This window comes from Kitasatospora sp. NPDC033851 (assembly GCF_055576085.1).
The window spans coordinates 401868-415223 of sequence record NZ_JBVIRL010000006.1 but is presented as its reverse complement, the minus strand read 5'-3'; the positions used below and the strand labels follow the sequence as shown (position 1 = coordinate 415223).

Genomic DNA, 13356 nt, shown 5'->3' with positions numbered 1-13356 from the left:
GACCAGTTCGAGAAGGGACTGAACATCATCGAGCCGTACGACGACCCGTTCACGTTCGACGCGTAGACCAGGTGCTTGCCGTTGTAGACCACGTCCGTGAAGTCCTTCACCGAGGCCCACCCGTTCGCCGGCTGCGCCAACGCACCCGTCGACGACCAGCGGTACGTCGACGGCAGGGCACACGTGCCGCCCGGCGGGGTCGACGTCCCGGACAGGCCGGCCCACTTCTGGTTGCTGCCGCCGGACCAGCAGGTGTACAGCTGGATCTTGGTGGCGTTGGCGGTGCCCGCGCCGACGGCGTCGAGGCACAGCCCGGACCGGACGCCGGCGATCGAGCCGTCCGCGTTGATGTTCCACTGCTGGTCGGCGCCGCCGTTGCAGTCCCCGATGACCGCTGCCGTGCCATTGCTGGTGCCCTTGGCCTTGGCGGCCAGGCACTTCTTTCCGTAGACCATCAGCTGTTTGCCAGAGGTGTAGGTCCACCGCTGGTTGGTCTGTCCGTTGCAGTCCCACAGCTGCGCCTGGGTGTCGTTGACGGTGGTGAAGCCGTTGATGTCGATGCAACGACCGGAGGCGACGCCCTTGATCTCCCCGGTGCCGCTCCCTCCGCCCGTCCCACCCGTTCCGGTGCCGGAGGCGGCCTTGAAGGCGTTCATGACGGCGGTGTAGGCGGGCTTGGGGTTGCCGTTGCGGTCGAACAGCAGCGGGTTCTCGCCACTGCGCCAGGAGTCGCTGTCGCGGATGCCCCATACCGTGATGCCGGTGCACCGGGCGACGGACAGGCAGGCGTTCACCGCGTTGGCGTACGCGGTGGTGGACGCCTGGGCGATGTCGAGCTCGGTGAGCTGGACGTCAACGCCCAGAGCGGCGAAGTCGGACAGTGTGGTCCGGAAGTTGGACGGCGGGCCGCCGGCGCCGAAGTGGCTCTGGAAGCCGACGCAGTCGATGGGCACGCCGCGGGACTTGAAGTCCTTGACCATGGTGTAGACGCCCTGGGTCTTGGCGTCCGTCCAGTTCTCGATGTTGTAGTCGTTGTAGCAGAGCTTCGCCGAGGGATCGACGTTCCGGGCGGTGCGGAAGGCCTCCTCGATGAAGCCGTCGCCCAGCACGTTCTGGAACACCGAGCTGCGGTGCCGGCCGCTGCCGTCGTCGGCGAAGGCCTCGTTGACGACGTCCCAGGCGTAGATCTTGCCCTTGTAGTGGGACATCTCGGTGGTGATGTGATTGTCCATCACGCCGCGCAGGGTGTTCGCGTCGCCGATGGAGCTGACCCAGGACGGGAGCTGCGAGTGCCAGACCAGGGTGTGGCCGCGCATCCGCTGGCCGTGCGCCGAGGCGTGGTTGACGATCGAGTCGGCGCCCCCGAAGTTGAAGTTGCCGCGGGACGGCTCGATCGCGTCCCACTTCATCTCGTTCTCCGGGGTGATCATGTTGAACTCCCGGTCCGCGATCGCGGTGTACGTCGAGTCCCCGAGCCGGCCGGCGGCCACAGCGGTGCCGAAGTACCTGCCGGAGGGGGTCGCCTGGGTACCCAGGGCGGCGGCTCCGGCGGAATTGGGGAGGAGCGCCACGACACCGGCCACCAGCGCCGCGGCCGACGTTGCTACCGCCACTACCTGGCGACGCCGGCTGAGCCGGTGCAGACCCTTCATGACTCTCCCCGCGGGTTGCGGGTCACCCTTGGCGCCGCGATCGTGCGCGCCTCGGCCGGGGGTTCGTGGGTGTGTCGCATCATTGGAGCGGCTTTCTTCCGGGGATTCCTCAGTGGGGAAGCACCTCCCATGCCGGCCCGTCAGGGTGAGCGGCGGGAAGAGCACCCCACACATGGGAGGCCTCCGGACTCACGGCCCCGTAACGAAAAAGGTGGCGCGATCCGGACGATTGCCCGGTGATGCATCTCGCAGGCGGAAAGCGTTACGCCGAGCCCTGCGGCCTGGTCGTCCCCGTCAGGCCTTGCGGATGATGAAGGAAGCCTGGCCGGCGAAGGCCCGAGTGCCGTCGGAGCCGTCGAGCCAGATGCCACCGTCGCGGTAGCGGAGGACCGATCCGGGATAGTTGTGCGCGTGCAGGGTCACCGACCCGGCCACCGCCCCGGGGAGCGGACAGAAGGTGGCGTCCTCACGGAACAGCTCGCTGCCGTCGTCGGTGCTCAGCCGTAGCCGCAGGTCGCGATGGCGCAGGTAGCGGCCGTCGGCGGCGCGGAAGGTGACGCACCGGGTGTCGGCCAGGCCGCCGATGACCGTGAAGGTGACCCGCTGCCGGGTCTGCGCGCTGCTGGACGCGTCGACGCGGCCGAGCGTCGCGAAGTCGCCGGCGTACGTGAGGTACAGGGCGGGGTCGTCCACGGACTCCAGCGACTGTGCGCCCAGCGGAACCACGGCTGCGATGGCGGACGGGCTCACCGGAGACGGTCCGGCCGAGGTGGTGGTGCCCGGCGAGGTCGGCGTGGGACTGCCGACCGTGGGAGCGGCGGTGACGCCGGGCACCCGAGGCGCCGGTTCGGGCCAGGTCGCGTAGGTGGTGGCGGCGCCGGTGATGAGCACCGCGCCGGTGGCGAGGCTCACCAGAGGATGAGCGGTCACCGCGGAGAGTTTGGCGATCAGCGAGCTGTGCAGGCCGCCTCCCCCCGTCGCCGTGCCTGCCGCGACCTGTGCCGTGGCCAGGCCGGCGGCGCTCGCGGCCGTACCCGACAGCAAGCCCTTGGCGGCCAGCGCGGCGATGAGCCCGGCCGGGACCGCCAGCGGCGCGACGCCGAGGAGCAGGAGTTCGGCCGGAATCCGTTCGGCCGTCGTCGCCGCGCAGACCGGGCATCCGCGGGTGTGCCGCGCGATCCGCTTGCGCCACACCGATGCGGGGCGACCGTCCCAGCCGACGACGGTCTCGTCCAACTGCGGACAGCGCGGGTCGGCGTTCAGCGAGGCGACGATCGTCCGGCTCAGATCCAGCTGCTCGCGCATGCGTTGCAGGCGCACTCCGATGTGGGCGGCCGTGAGCCCCGTCGCGGCGGCGAGGTCGTCACGGCTCAGCGAGCCGGCGCCTTCCTGCCACCACAGCGACAGCAGCACCCGATGGTCCGGGTCGAGCCACCGGCCGGCTTCGACGACCTGGCGGCGCTCGTCCGACACGTGCAGACGCAGGATCGTCATGTCCTCGGATTCGGCGCCGGCGTCCGGTATCTGGTGCGCCTCGTCGATGACCGCGCTCCGGCCGGCGAAGACGCGTTGCCGGTGGCGGTGGGTACTGATCTGACGGAGCGTGATCGACACCAGCCAGGACCGGAAGCTCTCCGGGGCACGCAGGGCAGGCAGGTCGCGCACCACGCGCAGCAGGGCTTCCTGGACGACGTCGTCGACGTCGGCATGTCCGCTCAGCGCACGCCCGACGATGTTGTAGAGCAACGGCAGGTACGCGGCGATCAGTTCCTCGCGCGCCCGGTCGTCACCGGCCTGCGCCGCGACCACCAGCCCCGCGTGGTCTGCATCCATGAGCCCCATCCCAACCTTCCTCAGGGGAGCGATCCGCCGCGTAGGCGCCACACCTTAGCGTCGGCAAAGGACTGCGGCCAAAGGCGGCCGAAGCAGGTGCCATGGGTCACGGACCGGCCCGGGGTGTCAGTCGGGTGGGAGGGTGAGGGTGGCGAGGGCGCCGCCGGCGGGGTGGTTGGCGAAGGTGAGGGTGGCGCCGATGACGCGGGTGTGGCCGGTGGCGATGGTGAGGCCGAGGCCGTGGCCGCGGCCGCGTTCGGGGACGTTGGTGCGGAAGCGCTGGGGGCCGTGCCGGAGCAGGTCGTCGGGGTAGCCGGGGCCGTGGTCGCGGACGGCGATGCGGTGGCCGTCGACGTGGAGGTGGACCGGGGCGGCGCCGTGGCGGTGGGCGTTGAGGATCAGGTTGCCGAGGATGCGGTCCAGTCGGCGCAGGTCGGTGCGGACCTGCCGGTCGGCGGTGGCTTCGGTGACCTCGACCGTGACGTCCAGTCCGGTGAGGGAGACGGTGCGGCGCACCGCGCGTTCCAGGGGGACGGCGCAGAGGTCGGGGGACTCGGCGTCTGCGTCGAGGCGGGAGACCTCCAGGAGGTCCTCGACCAGGCCGCGCAGGGCTTGGACCCGGTTCTGGACGAGCTGGGTGGGGCGGCCGGGCGGCAGCAGTTCGGCGGCCGTGACGAGGCCGGTGAGCGGGGTGCGCAGCTCGTGGGCGACGTCGGCGGTGAAGCGCTGCTCGTCGGCGAGGCGGCGGTGCAGGGTGCGGGACATCAGGTCGACGGCGGCGGCGAGGTCGGCGACCTCGTCCTTGCCGTCGACGAGTTCGCCGATCCGGGTGTCCGTCCCGCCGGCGGCGATGCCCCGGGCGGCCGTGGCGGCGGTGCGCAGGCGGCGGCTGATCCGGTCCGCGACGAGCACGCCGGCCAGCACGGTGGTGAAGACCGCGGCGACGACGGTGAGCAGGATGATCCGGTCCAGGTCGGCGATGGCCTGCCGGTCCTGGGCGAAGCCCACCCGGACGGAGAGCACCCCGTCCTGGACCGGGGAGGCCGCCCACATCGACTCGCCCTTCCCGTCGGCCGCGAGCAGCGAGCCCTGCCGGCCGCCCCCGGCGAGGGTGCGCAGGGGGCCGGGCAGGGTGGGGTCGTCCAGCGCGGCGCCCCGGCCGGCCAGTTCGCGGTTGCGGCCGTAGTCGGTCAGGGCCGAGTCGAGGGCGGCGAGCGCGGTGGCCCGGGCCTGGTCGACGTGCTGACGGATCATCGCCTGGTGGACCAGCAGGCCGACGGCCACCGCGACCAGGACGGAGATGGCGGCGACGGCGGTGGCGATCTGGCGGCGCAGGGTCATGCCGGGCGCCGCAGCTTGTAGCCGAACCCGCGGACGGTCTCGATCCGGCCGGAGCCGATCTTGGCGCGCAGCCGCTGCACGTGGACGTCCACGACCCGGGTGTCGGCGCCCCACTCGTAGTCCCAGACCCGTTCGAGCAGGGTGGAGCGCTCCAGCACGATGCCGGGCGCGGCGGTGAACTCCAGCAGCAGCCGCAGTTCGGTGGGGGTGAGCGGGACGAGGCGGTCGTCGACCCGCACCTCCATGCTGTCGGTGTCCACTCGCAGGCCGTCGAAGCTGCGGACGGCGGCGGAGGACGGGGACGCAGGGGCGTCCGGGGGCTGCGGGGCGTCGGTCGCGGCTGCGGGGATGCCGACTGTGGGGGAGCCGGCTGCCGGGGAGTCGGCCGAGGGGATGCCGGGCGCGTCGGCCGCCGGGACGACGCGGATGCGGCGCAGCACCGTACGGATCCGGGCGACCAGGACGGCGCTCTCGAAGGGCTTGACGACGTAGTCGTCCGCGCCGGCCTCCAGCCCGGAGACCACGTCCACCGGGTCGGTGCGCGCGGACATCATCAGGATCGGCAGCTGGCTCTCCTCGCGGATCCGGCGGCAGAGGCCGACCCCGTCGAGCAGCGGCAGCATGACGTCCAGCAGGAGCAGGTCGGGCCGGACGGCGTGGAAGGCCTCCAGGCCCTCCAGGCCGTCGGCGGCGGTGGTGACCGGGAAGCCGTAGCGCTCCAGGGCCATCCGGGTGGCCTCGCGGATCACCTCGTCGTCCTCGACCAGGAGGATGTGCGGGTGGGCGGGGGCGGTCATCGCTTCGGCTCCGGGGTCGCGGTGGGGGCGGCGGGCTGGGAGGTCGGGCGGGCCGCGCGCGCGGAGGGGACGGCCGCGCCGGGGGCCGGTTCCGGCGGTCCGACGACGGGGGAGCGGGCCGGCGACGCGGGGGACCTGGGGGTGGCGCTGGGCGGCTGGGCGCTGTCCGGGCCGGTGGGCGGCAGCACGCCGAGGCCTTCGTCCTTGCGTTCCAGCAGGACGAGCCTGACCCCGTCCCAGCGGTAGTGGCTGCTGGTGCGGACGTAGACGCTGGTCGACTCGTACAGCCACAGTTCGGAGCCGATGGTCTCGGCGCTGAAGGTCCGTTGGACCTGCACCCGCAGGACGGGCAGGAGCCGGTCCTCGGTGGGGGCGAGGGTGTAGACGTGCAGCACCACCGGCCCGGGGGTGCTGACGGTGGTGATCAGCGAGAGCCGTCCGTCCCCGGTGAGGTCGCGGAACTCGGGGCTGCGGACCTCGCACCCGGTGCAGGAGCCGAGCGCCTGCCGCTCCTCCGGGGTCACCGCCGGGTCCTTGGCGAGGACGGTGCGGACGTCGAGCGCGGTGATGTCGCGCCCTGGGACGGTCAGGTCCGGTACGGGCTGCGGTGGCGCCTGGGTGGCGCCGCCGGCCCCGGTGTCGGACGGGGGCGTCGACTGCGAGGAGGCCGGGTTCGGCCACAGCGGCCGGGGGACGGGCGATGGCGTGACGGCCCGGGCCGGGCCCTGGTCCCGCAGGCCGCCGGGGGTGGCCCGGCCGAAGGCCAGGGCGGCGAGGGCGAGGAGAACGACCAGGCCGGCCAGGGCCGCCACGGGGACGGCGCCGGGCCGGCGACGGGGTGCGGGTGGTGCTGCCACGGTCGGTGTTCGTCCTCCTGGTCTGCGGCGCGGTGCCGGTTCGTCGCCCCGTGGCCGTCCTGGTGGTAGGTCGCCCGGACGGCGGCCCGCGGTTCCGCCCGGGCCGGAGCGGCGCGGGTCAGGCCGGGACGACGGGCAGGTCGGGTCAGGCCGGGACGACGGGCAGGTCGGGCCCGGTCAGGCCAGGTCCGCCAGCACGATGATGTTGTCCGTCCAGTGGCCGTCCGAACCGATCCGCCCGCCGCAGGTGATCAGCCGCAGCGCGGGTGCGGGCGTGTCACCGTAGACCTGCTCGGTGGGGAAGCCGTCCTTGGCGGCCTGGAGCAGCGTACGGACCTTGAAGTCCACGGTGCTGCCGTCCGCGCGCCGTACCCGGACCAGTTCGCCGGGCTGCAGCTTCGGCAGCTGCCGGAAGACCGCCGGGCCGTGCACGGTGTCGTAGTGCCCGATCAGGACGGCGGGCCCGGTCTCGCCCGGGGTGGGGCCGTTGCGGTACCAGCCGACCTCGTCGCCCCGGTCGGCGGGCGGCACCTGGACCGTCCCGTCGGAGTTCAGGCCGAGGTCGGTCACCGGCGCGTCCACCCCGGCGGAGGGGATCAGCAGGCGGGTCGGCGGCGCGGGCGCGAAGGGCTTCGGCGCGCCGGGCACGGCGGTCGTGGGGGCCGAGGCGGCCCCGGTGGCCGGTGCCGCCGGCGGGGTGTCGGCGGTGCCGCCGTGGCCGGAGGTCTCGATCCGCACCACCGGGGTGTCCCGGCCGGAGAGCGCCAGCGAGGTGCCGAGCACCAGGCAGAGCAGGCCCGCCGCGCCGAAGGCCGTACGGCGCAGGGCGCTCGGCCCGGGTCTGGCGGCTCGACGCCGCCCGCGCGCGTGCCCGCGGCCGCGGGCCTGCCCGGCCCCGGCGTCGCGGTGGCTGCCGGTCCCCACCGCCGGGGCGGCCCCGGCGCCGCTTCCCCGCCTGGCCAGGTGCGGGGGAACGGCGCCGGGGTGCCCGGCGGACTCGGGACCGGTGTCAGCCGCGCGCACCGGAACGGCGGCGCAGGACGGCGAAGCCCAGCGCCCCGGCGCCGACGGCCGCGACGGCGCCGCCGCCCGCGAGCATCAGGCCGGAGCCGTCGGCGGCACCGGAGCCGTCACCGGCCTGCGCGGCGCCCTTCGGCACCTCACGGACCTGCGGCTGGGCGCCGTTGGGGGCCTGCGGAGTGGGTACGGCCCGCGGGCTCTCGGACGGCGAGGCCACGGCGGCGGGGGCCTTCGGGTTGGCCGGCGCCGGGGAGGCGGTGGGCACGGCGCCCGAAGCCGGCGAGGCGACGGCGCCGCCCGGGGCGGTCGCGACGGGCTTCGGCGCGCCGTCGGCCCAGGCCTGCCCGCCGGTGACGACGGTCAGCAGTGCGGCCCCGGTCAGGGTGCAGGCCGCCAGGAGGCGGCGGGCGGGCGAACGGTCGGTACGGCTCCTGCTCGTGCTCATGCGGTGTTCTCCATCTGCATCGGTGGTGTACGTCGGTCGTCGGTGCGGACCGATCGCGTCACGCGCGGCCTCGCGGATCGCGTCGCTCGGGACGTCGCGGATCGCGTGACGCGGCGTGATGCGCAGCGGTCGCGGACGTTCGTCGTCGGCGCCGGACGCGCACGTCCTCGTCACGGACGCCCACCGGCCGGTACAGCCGGAGCCGGTACGGCCGGAGCCGGTACGGCCGGTGCGGCCGCTACGGCCGGGGCGTCGACAGTGACGGTAGGAGGGCCGTGTCGCGGTCCTCGGCCGGTCGTGTCACGGTCGGCCATCGGCTGCGTAACGGCTGCGGGCGGCGACGTCACCGCGCCCCGTGACGTCGCCGCCCGGTGCCGCCGGAAGCACCCGCACCGGCACCGACGAACACTCCGCGCCGCCCACGAAGTCACTCCGCACCGCCCATGAAGACCCTGCGCATCGCACCGACGCGCCGGTGAGCGCCCCCGCCCTCCGGCGCGTACCTCTGGGTGGGGGACCGAGCGGGACCAACAGAGAGGTGACAGCGATGAGCATGCTGGCCAACCTGGTGCCGGCGATGCGGCATCCGCGCAAGCGGACCGGGACCGGCAAGGAGACCAGGCACTCGAAGACGAACGACCGTCGCCGCCGTCGTGGAAGCAACTCGCGGCACTGACGGCTTCGCCGTCCTGTCAGGGCCGGGCCGTCACAGGCCCGGCCACGTCCCATGGGCTGGATTCGTACCGTGTGGTCGCTGCGGCGCCTGATGGCCGTCGACGCGGGTGACGGCGACGGCCGGGCGGACCCGGTCGTCGAACCGGCCCCGGCCGTCCCGCTGCGGCGGACGTTCGGGCGGTTCTGGCCCTACACCCGAGGCGGCCGGCGCTGGCTGGCCCTGTTGCTGGGGTTCGTCCTGCTCGGGCCGCTGGTCGACGTGGCCGCGATCTGGCTGTTCAAGGTCGTCGTCGACGATGTGCTGGTGCCGCGCAGGCTCGGGCTGTTCCTGCCGGTCGCGCTCGGCTACGCCGGGCTGACGCTGGTGGCGGGGGGTCTGCGCTTCGCCGACGAGACGACCTCGACCTGGGTCAGCGAGCGCTTCCTGCTCGCCGTGCGCACGGACGTGTTCCGGCATCTGCAGGGCCTCTCCCTGGGTTTCTTCGAGCGGCGGCGGCTCGGCGACGTCCTGTCGCGGCTGACCTCGGACGTCGAGGCGGTCGAGACCTTCCTCCTCTCGGGCGTCCTCGACGCGGTCGCGTACGTCGCCGAGCTGGCCGTCTTCCTCGCCGTGCTGTTCTACCTGCGGTGGGACCTCGCCGCGGTGGCCCTCGTCGTCGCGCCGGTGTTCTGGTTCACCGCGCGGCGCTTCTCCGTGCTGGTGAAGGCCGCGTCGCGGGAGCGGCGGCGGCGCAGCGGCTCGGTGAGCGCGCTCGCCGAGGAGACCCTCGACAACATCGCGCTGGTGCAGGCGTACAACCGGCAGGACTGGGAGCAGGACCGGTTCCACCGGGAGAACCTGGCGCGGTTCCGGGCGACCATGGCCGCGACCCGGCTGCGGGCCCTGTTCGCGCCGATCGTGGAACTGCTGGAGCTGGTCGGCGCGCTGATCGTGCTCGGGCTGGGCGCCTGGGAACTCGCCACCGGCCGTCTGACACTCGGCGAACTCCTCGTCTTCGTCGCTCTGCTGAGCCGGCTGTACAGCCCGATCCGGGGCATCTCGCGGCTCAGCAACGGCTTCTACTCCGCCTCGGCCGCCGCCGAGCGGATCATCGAACTGCTCGACCAGCGGCCGCAGGTGGCCGATCCGCCGACCCCGCTGCGCCCCGGCCGGATCCGCGGCGCGGTGGCCTTCGACCGGGTGTGGTTCCGCTACCCGGGCACGACCCGGGTGGCGCTGTTCGACGTGTCCTTCCGCGCCGAGCCGGGCGAGACGGTCGCCCTGGTGGGGGAGAGCGGGGCGGGCAAGTCGACGAGCGCCAAGCTGCTGCTGCGCTTCTACGACCCCGAGCGCGGGGCCGTCCGGCTCGACGGCATCGACCTGCGCGAACTCGCCCTGTCCGACCTGCGCGAGCACATCGCGGTCCTGCTGCAGGAGACCCTGGTGATCCACGGCACCGTCCGGGAGAACATCGCCTACGGGCGGCCGGGCGCGACCGACGCCCAGGTCGTCGCGGCCGCGAAGGCCGCCGACGCCCACGAGTTCGTCAGCCGGCTGCCGGACGGCTACGACACGCTGGTGGGCCGGCAGGGCGGCCTGCTCTCCGGCGGGCAGCGGCAGCGGATCGCGATCGCCCGGGCGATGGTCCGGGACGCGCCCGTCCTGCTGCTCGACGAGCCGACCACCGGGCTGGACGCGGAGTCCGGACGGCGGATCCTGGAGCCGCTGGGCCGGCTGATGCGCGGCCGGACGACGATCATCATCTCGCACAACCTGCTGACCGTACGGAACGCCGACCGGATCGTGCTGCTCCGCGGCGGCTGCGTCGCCGCCTGCGGCACCCACCGGGAACTGCTCGCCCGCGACGACGGCTACGCCCGGCTCGACGGGCTGCACCGGCCACCGCTCCAGGGGGTGGCCTGATGGGCTCCCGACAGCCGCTCCCCGCAGGCGAGTCCATCGCCCCCGGCTACCGGGTCCTGGCACATCTGTGCCGCACCGGCTGGCTCGACGTGTACGACTGCTGGAGCGAGGAACGGGACTGCCGCTGCGTGGTCAAGGTGCTCCGGTCCGACCGCCGCCGCGACCGCCGACTCCGCGAGCGCCTGCTCCGCGAAGGCCGCTGGCTGGCCGAGTTCACCCACCCGCACCTGGTGCGCGGCTACGGCACGGGCGAGCGCCCGCAGCCGTACGCCGTGCTGGAGACCCTCACCGGCGAAACCCTCGCCCACCTGCTGGACACCCGACCGCGCCGCCCCGCCGCCACCGACCTGGCCATGCTCGGACTGCACCTCTGCTCGGCGACCCGCTACCTGCACGGCCAGGGCCTCCTGCACCTCGACCTCAAGCCCTCCAACATCGTGATCGACTGCCGGCGCGCCATCGTGCTCGACCTCAGCATCGCCCGCCCCCCGGGCCCGGGCACCCCCGGCATCGGCACGGACGGCTACCTCGCCCCCGAACAGGCCTCCGGCGGCCTGCTCACGGCGGCCACCGACGTCTGGGGCATCGGCATCACCCTCTACGAAGCCGCCACCGGCACCACCCCCTTCCCCGGCCCGTCCCCGCACGGCCCGGTCCCCCCGGTCGCCCGCAGCCGCCGTCTTCCGCGCCCCCTCGCCGCCGCCATCGACGACTGCCTCCACCTCGATCCCGCCGCCCGCCCGAACCTGCCCCAACTGGCGGAAACCCTGGACGAGTTGCTCCCCCAGGGGCGCCGTTGGGTGCCGCCGGAGGAGTGACCGGCGCCTGCCGCGCCCGGGCAGCCTCGGCTACCGCGCCGCTCGCAGCTGCCGGAGGGTCCGGCCCGGCCCGAGCTTCCCGCTGTGGCCGGCGAAGAGTTCGGCGGCGCGGCGGTAGGAGAGGCGGGCGCGGCCGGTGTAGGGGCAGCGGTCGGGGGCGGGGGTGCCGGCAGGGGCGCGGCGGTCGGTGAGGAAGAGCGGGCCCGTGCTGCGGCCGGCGAGGAGGAGGGGGAGGAGACGGGCGGTGCCGGACTGCCAGTGGACGGGGGTGTGCCCGGGGCGGGTGCGGCGGCGGGGGAGGTCGAGGTGGTCGGTGTCCAGGGCCAGGACGGTCTCGATCGCGGCGCCGGACTCGTGCAGCAGGTGCCAGAGCGTCTGACTGCTGATTGCTCGGCCGCAGGCCGGGCCGCCCGCTCGCGGTGGCCACCGTGGTCGGCCTGGGCTGGGCGCTGCCCTCCGGGGCGCTCGCGGCCGGGGCGTCATTGCTCTGGGTGGTCGCCGGTGCGCTGGTGGCCGGGGTCGGTTCGGCGGTCTGCGGGACGCTCTACAGCGCGACGACGCAGAAGTGGGTGCCGGTGGAACTGCTCGGCCGGCTGACCTCCTTCGGCGCGCTCGGTTCCTTCGCTCTCGGCCCGCTCGGCCTGGCGGTGGCCGGTCCGTTGGCCGGCCGGTTCGGGACGGACAGCGTGTTGCTGCCCGGCGCGCTCTGGCAACTGGCCTCCGGAGCCGTAGTGTTGGCCATACCGGCGGTACGGAATCGCCGCTGGGAGGAGGGCCCGGAGAACTGACCCACCCCTCGGACGGCTTCGGGGCGCACCCCCGGCCCCCGGTGCGGCCCACCGCGCACCGCGCCCGGCCGGCCCCGGAGCGCAACCGGCTGCCCCACCCGCGCACGCACGCCTCCGCGGCGGGCGGGGCGGCCGACCCGGTCGTACCGTGGAGGGTGCGGGGGTATGGAGGAGGTTGTCCAATGCCCGGTTCGCTCACCATCAGCCACCACGAGTCCGCGGTCTCCCTGGACCACGCGGACGCCGAGCGGCTCGCCACCGTACTGGCCGAGCTGGCGTACCTGCTGGAGATTCCGGGCCCGAACCGGATCAACGACGCGCAGCTCGCCCTCCTGTGCGAGGGCCGCGCCCCGGACCGCGCCGGCCTGGCGCACTGGTCGCAGGCGCTCGCCACCCAGCTGAAGGGGCGGCTCTGACCGAAGCCGACCGCGGCCGGGAAACCGATCGCGACCGGGCAGCCGATCGCGACCGGGCAACCGGCCACGATCAGGCTGCCGACCATGACCGGGCAACCGACCGCGGCCAGGCCGTCGGCCGCCCGCCGTACGATGGCGCGCGGGGCGGGGACGCCCTCCGGGTGCCGGGGTGGCCGGCGGCCGGTCCGGCGGAGGGTGGGGGCCCGAGCGTGCCGCAGTCCTGGTCGATGTCCTGGCTGACCGTGCCGACGCCGCTGCCCAGCGGCCCGATGCACATCGCGGTGACCCCGCTGGGCGTGGCGGCGGCCGGCTACGGCGGGCGCGAGGACGAGGCGCCGCCGTGCACCGACGAGTCGAAGGTCGCCGCCGTCACCGAGCGGATCGGCGCCTACCTGGCGGGCCGCACGCGCGAGTTGGGCCTGCCGATCGACTGGAGCCTGAGCTCCGGTCCGCACCGCGCCGTCCTGCAGACGCTCTGGCGCGAGGTGCCGTACGGCCGGACCGTCACCTACGGCGAACTGGCCGCCCGTAGTGGGGTGTTCGAGGACGTCACGGAGCCCGGCCTGGCCGCCCGGACGGTCGGGCAGATGATGGCCGCCAACCCCGTCGCCCTGCTGGTGCCCTGCCACCGGGTGGTGGCGGCGGACGGGATCGGCGGTTTCGGCGGCGGCCGGGTCGGGATCGAGGTGAAGCGCTGGCTGCTCACCCTGGAGGGGGTGCTGGAGCCGACGCTCGACTGGAACGGGCCGCTGTAGCAGGCGAATCGCCGTCGCCGTCGCCGGGGCCGTGGGAAGATGGGGTTCGGGATTCC

Annotated in this window: 14 protein-coding genes; 6 read left to right on the top strand and 8 right to left on the bottom strand. The window is 74.3% G+C overall.

What is annotated here, in order from left to right; genetic code table 11:
• From ACZ51D_RS15500 to ACZ51D_RS15470, 7 genes are all read right to left on the bottom strand, one after another.
• On the bottom strand, window positions 1-1652 hold a 1652-nt coding region (locus ACZ51D_RS15500; protein ID WP_465662517.1), incomplete at its 3' end, for a non-reducing end alpha-L-arabinofuranosidase family hydrolase.
• 294 nt (window positions 1653-1946) lie between these two features.
• Complete coding sequence (locus ACZ51D_RS15495) at window positions 1947-3485, bottom strand: sigma-70 family RNA polymerase sigma factor (protein ID WP_465615889.1); 1539 nt, start codon at window positions 3483-3485, stop codon at window positions 1947-1949.
• Window positions 3486-3611: 126 nt separating this feature from the next.
• Window positions 3612-4826, bottom strand: coding sequence for a sensor histidine kinase (locus ACZ51D_RS15490; RefSeq protein ID WP_465615891.1), 1215 nt, complete (start codon window positions 4824-4826; stop codon window positions 3612-3614).
• Window positions 4823-5623 (bottom strand): response regulator, encoded by an 801-nt coding sequence (locus ACZ51D_RS15485; RefSeq protein WP_465615893.1) that lies wholly within the window; start codon window positions 5621-5623, stop codon window positions 4823-4825. The genes ACZ51D_RS15490 and ACZ51D_RS15485 overlap by 4 nt, the downstream gene beginning before the upstream one ends.
• Entirely contained in the window at window positions 5620-6480 is an 861-nt protein-coding gene (locus ACZ51D_RS15480) for a hypothetical protein (protein ID WP_465615895.1), read from the bottom strand. Before ACZ51D_RS15480 ends, ACZ51D_RS15485 begins: the two co-directional genes overlap by 4 nt.
• A 177-nt stretch (window positions 6481-6657) precedes the next feature.
• Window positions 6658-7503, bottom strand: coding sequence for a class F sortase (locus ACZ51D_RS15475; protein WP_465615897.1), 846 nt, complete (start codon window positions 7501-7503; stop codon window positions 6658-6660).
• Complete coding sequence (locus ACZ51D_RS15470) at window positions 7490-7945, bottom strand: hypothetical protein (protein ID WP_465615899.1); 456 nt, start codon at window positions 7943-7945, stop codon at window positions 7490-7492. Before ACZ51D_RS15470 ends, ACZ51D_RS15475 begins: the two co-directional genes overlap by 14 nt.
• Before the next feature lie 547 nt (window positions 7946-8492).
• On the opposite strand from ACZ51D_RS15470, the gene ACZ51D_RS15465 reads away from it, so the two are divergent.
• Genes ACZ51D_RS15465 through ACZ51D_RS15455 form a run of 3 tightly spaced genes read left to right on the top strand, consistent with a single transcriptional unit; the run spans window position 8493 to window position 11341 of the window.
• Complete coding sequence (locus ACZ51D_RS15465) at window positions 8493-8621, top strand: hypothetical protein (RefSeq protein WP_360495807.1); 129 nt, start codon at window positions 8493-8495, stop codon at window positions 8619-8621.
• A gap of 51 nt (window positions 8622-8672) precedes the next feature.
• Complete coding sequence (locus ACZ51D_RS15460; protein ID WP_465615901.1) at window positions 8673-10523, top strand: ABC transporter ATP-binding protein; 1851 nt, start codon at window positions 8673-8675, stop codon at window positions 10521-10523.
• Window positions 10523-11341 (top strand): serine/threonine-protein kinase, encoded by an 819-nt coding sequence (locus ACZ51D_RS15455; protein WP_465615903.1) that lies wholly within the window; start codon window positions 10523-10525, stop codon window positions 11339-11341. Before ACZ51D_RS15460 ends, ACZ51D_RS15455 begins: the two co-directional genes overlap by 1 nt.
• A 30-nt stretch (window positions 11342-11371) precedes the next feature.
• Here the strand turns inward: ACZ51D_RS15455 and ACZ51D_RS15450 are convergent, their stop codons facing one another.
• Window positions 11372-11824, bottom strand: coding sequence for a hypothetical protein (locus ACZ51D_RS15450; RefSeq protein WP_465615905.1), 453 nt, complete (start codon window positions 11822-11824; stop codon window positions 11372-11374).
• On the opposite strand from ACZ51D_RS15450, the gene ACZ51D_RS15445 reads away from it, so the two are divergent.
• The 3 genes from ACZ51D_RS15445 to ACZ51D_RS15435 all read left to right on the top strand — a co-directional run bounded on the left by ACZ51D_RS15445 (window position 11824) and on the right by ACZ51D_RS15435 (window position 13300).
• Window positions 11824-12129 (top strand): hypothetical protein, encoded by a 306-nt coding sequence (locus ACZ51D_RS15445; RefSeq protein ID WP_465662515.1) that lies wholly within the window; start codon window positions 11824-11826, stop codon window positions 12127-12129. The genes ACZ51D_RS15450 and ACZ51D_RS15445 overlap by 1 nt on opposite strands.
• A gap of 182 nt (window positions 12130-12311) precedes the next feature.
• Window positions 12312-12545: a hypothetical protein gene (locus tag ACZ51D_RS15440; protein ID WP_360495792.1), complete on the top strand. Its 234-nt coding sequence runs from the start codon at window positions 12312-12314 to the stop codon at window positions 12543-12545.
• Window positions 12546-12754: 209 nt separating this feature from the next.
• Entirely contained in the window at window positions 12755-13300 is a 546-nt protein-coding gene (locus ACZ51D_RS15435; protein WP_465615909.1) for a methylated-DNA--[protein]-cysteine S-methyltransferase, read from the top strand.
• Window positions 13301-13356: the final 56 nt, after the last annotated feature.

What these genes read in the sequence shown, in the direction of transcription:
- ACZ51D_RS15490 (WP_465615891.1), bottom strand. Translation starts at nt 4,826, where the DNA reads ATGACCCTGCGCCGCCAGATCGCCACCGCCGTCGCCGCCATCTCCGTC.
- ACZ51D_RS15465 (WP_360495807.1), top strand. Translation starts at nt 8,493, where the DNA reads ATGAGCATGCTGGCCAACCTGGTGCCGGCGATGCGGCATCCGCGCAAG.
- ACZ51D_RS15460 (WP_465615901.1), top strand. Translation starts at nt 8,673, where the DNA reads ATGGGCTGGATTCGTACCGTGTGGTCGCTGCGGCGCCTGATGGCCGTC.
- ACZ51D_RS15470 (WP_465615899.1), bottom strand. Translation starts at nt 7,945, where the DNA reads ATGAGCACGAGCAGGAGCCGTACCGACCGTTCGCCCGCCCGCCGCCTC.
- ACZ51D_RS15495 (WP_465615889.1), bottom strand. Translation starts at nt 3,485, where the DNA reads ATGGATGCAGACCACGCGGGGCTGGTGGTCGCGGCGCAGGCCGGTGAC.
- ACZ51D_RS15450 (WP_465615905.1), bottom strand. Translation starts at nt 11,824, where the DNA reads ATGACGCCCCGGCCGCGAGCGCCCCGGAGGGCAGCGCCCAGCCCAGGC.
- ACZ51D_RS15440 (WP_360495792.1), top strand. Translation starts at nt 12,312, where the DNA reads ATGCCCGGTTCGCTCACCATCAGCCACCACGAGTCCGCGGTCTCCCTG.
- ACZ51D_RS15485 (WP_465615893.1), bottom strand. Translation starts at nt 5,623, where the DNA reads ATGACCGCCCCCGCCCACCCGCACATCCTCCTGGTCGAGGACGACGAG.
- ACZ51D_RS15455 (WP_465615903.1), top strand. Translation starts at nt 10,523, where the DNA reads ATGGGCTCCCGACAGCCGCTCCCCGCAGGCGAGTCCATCGCCCCCGGC.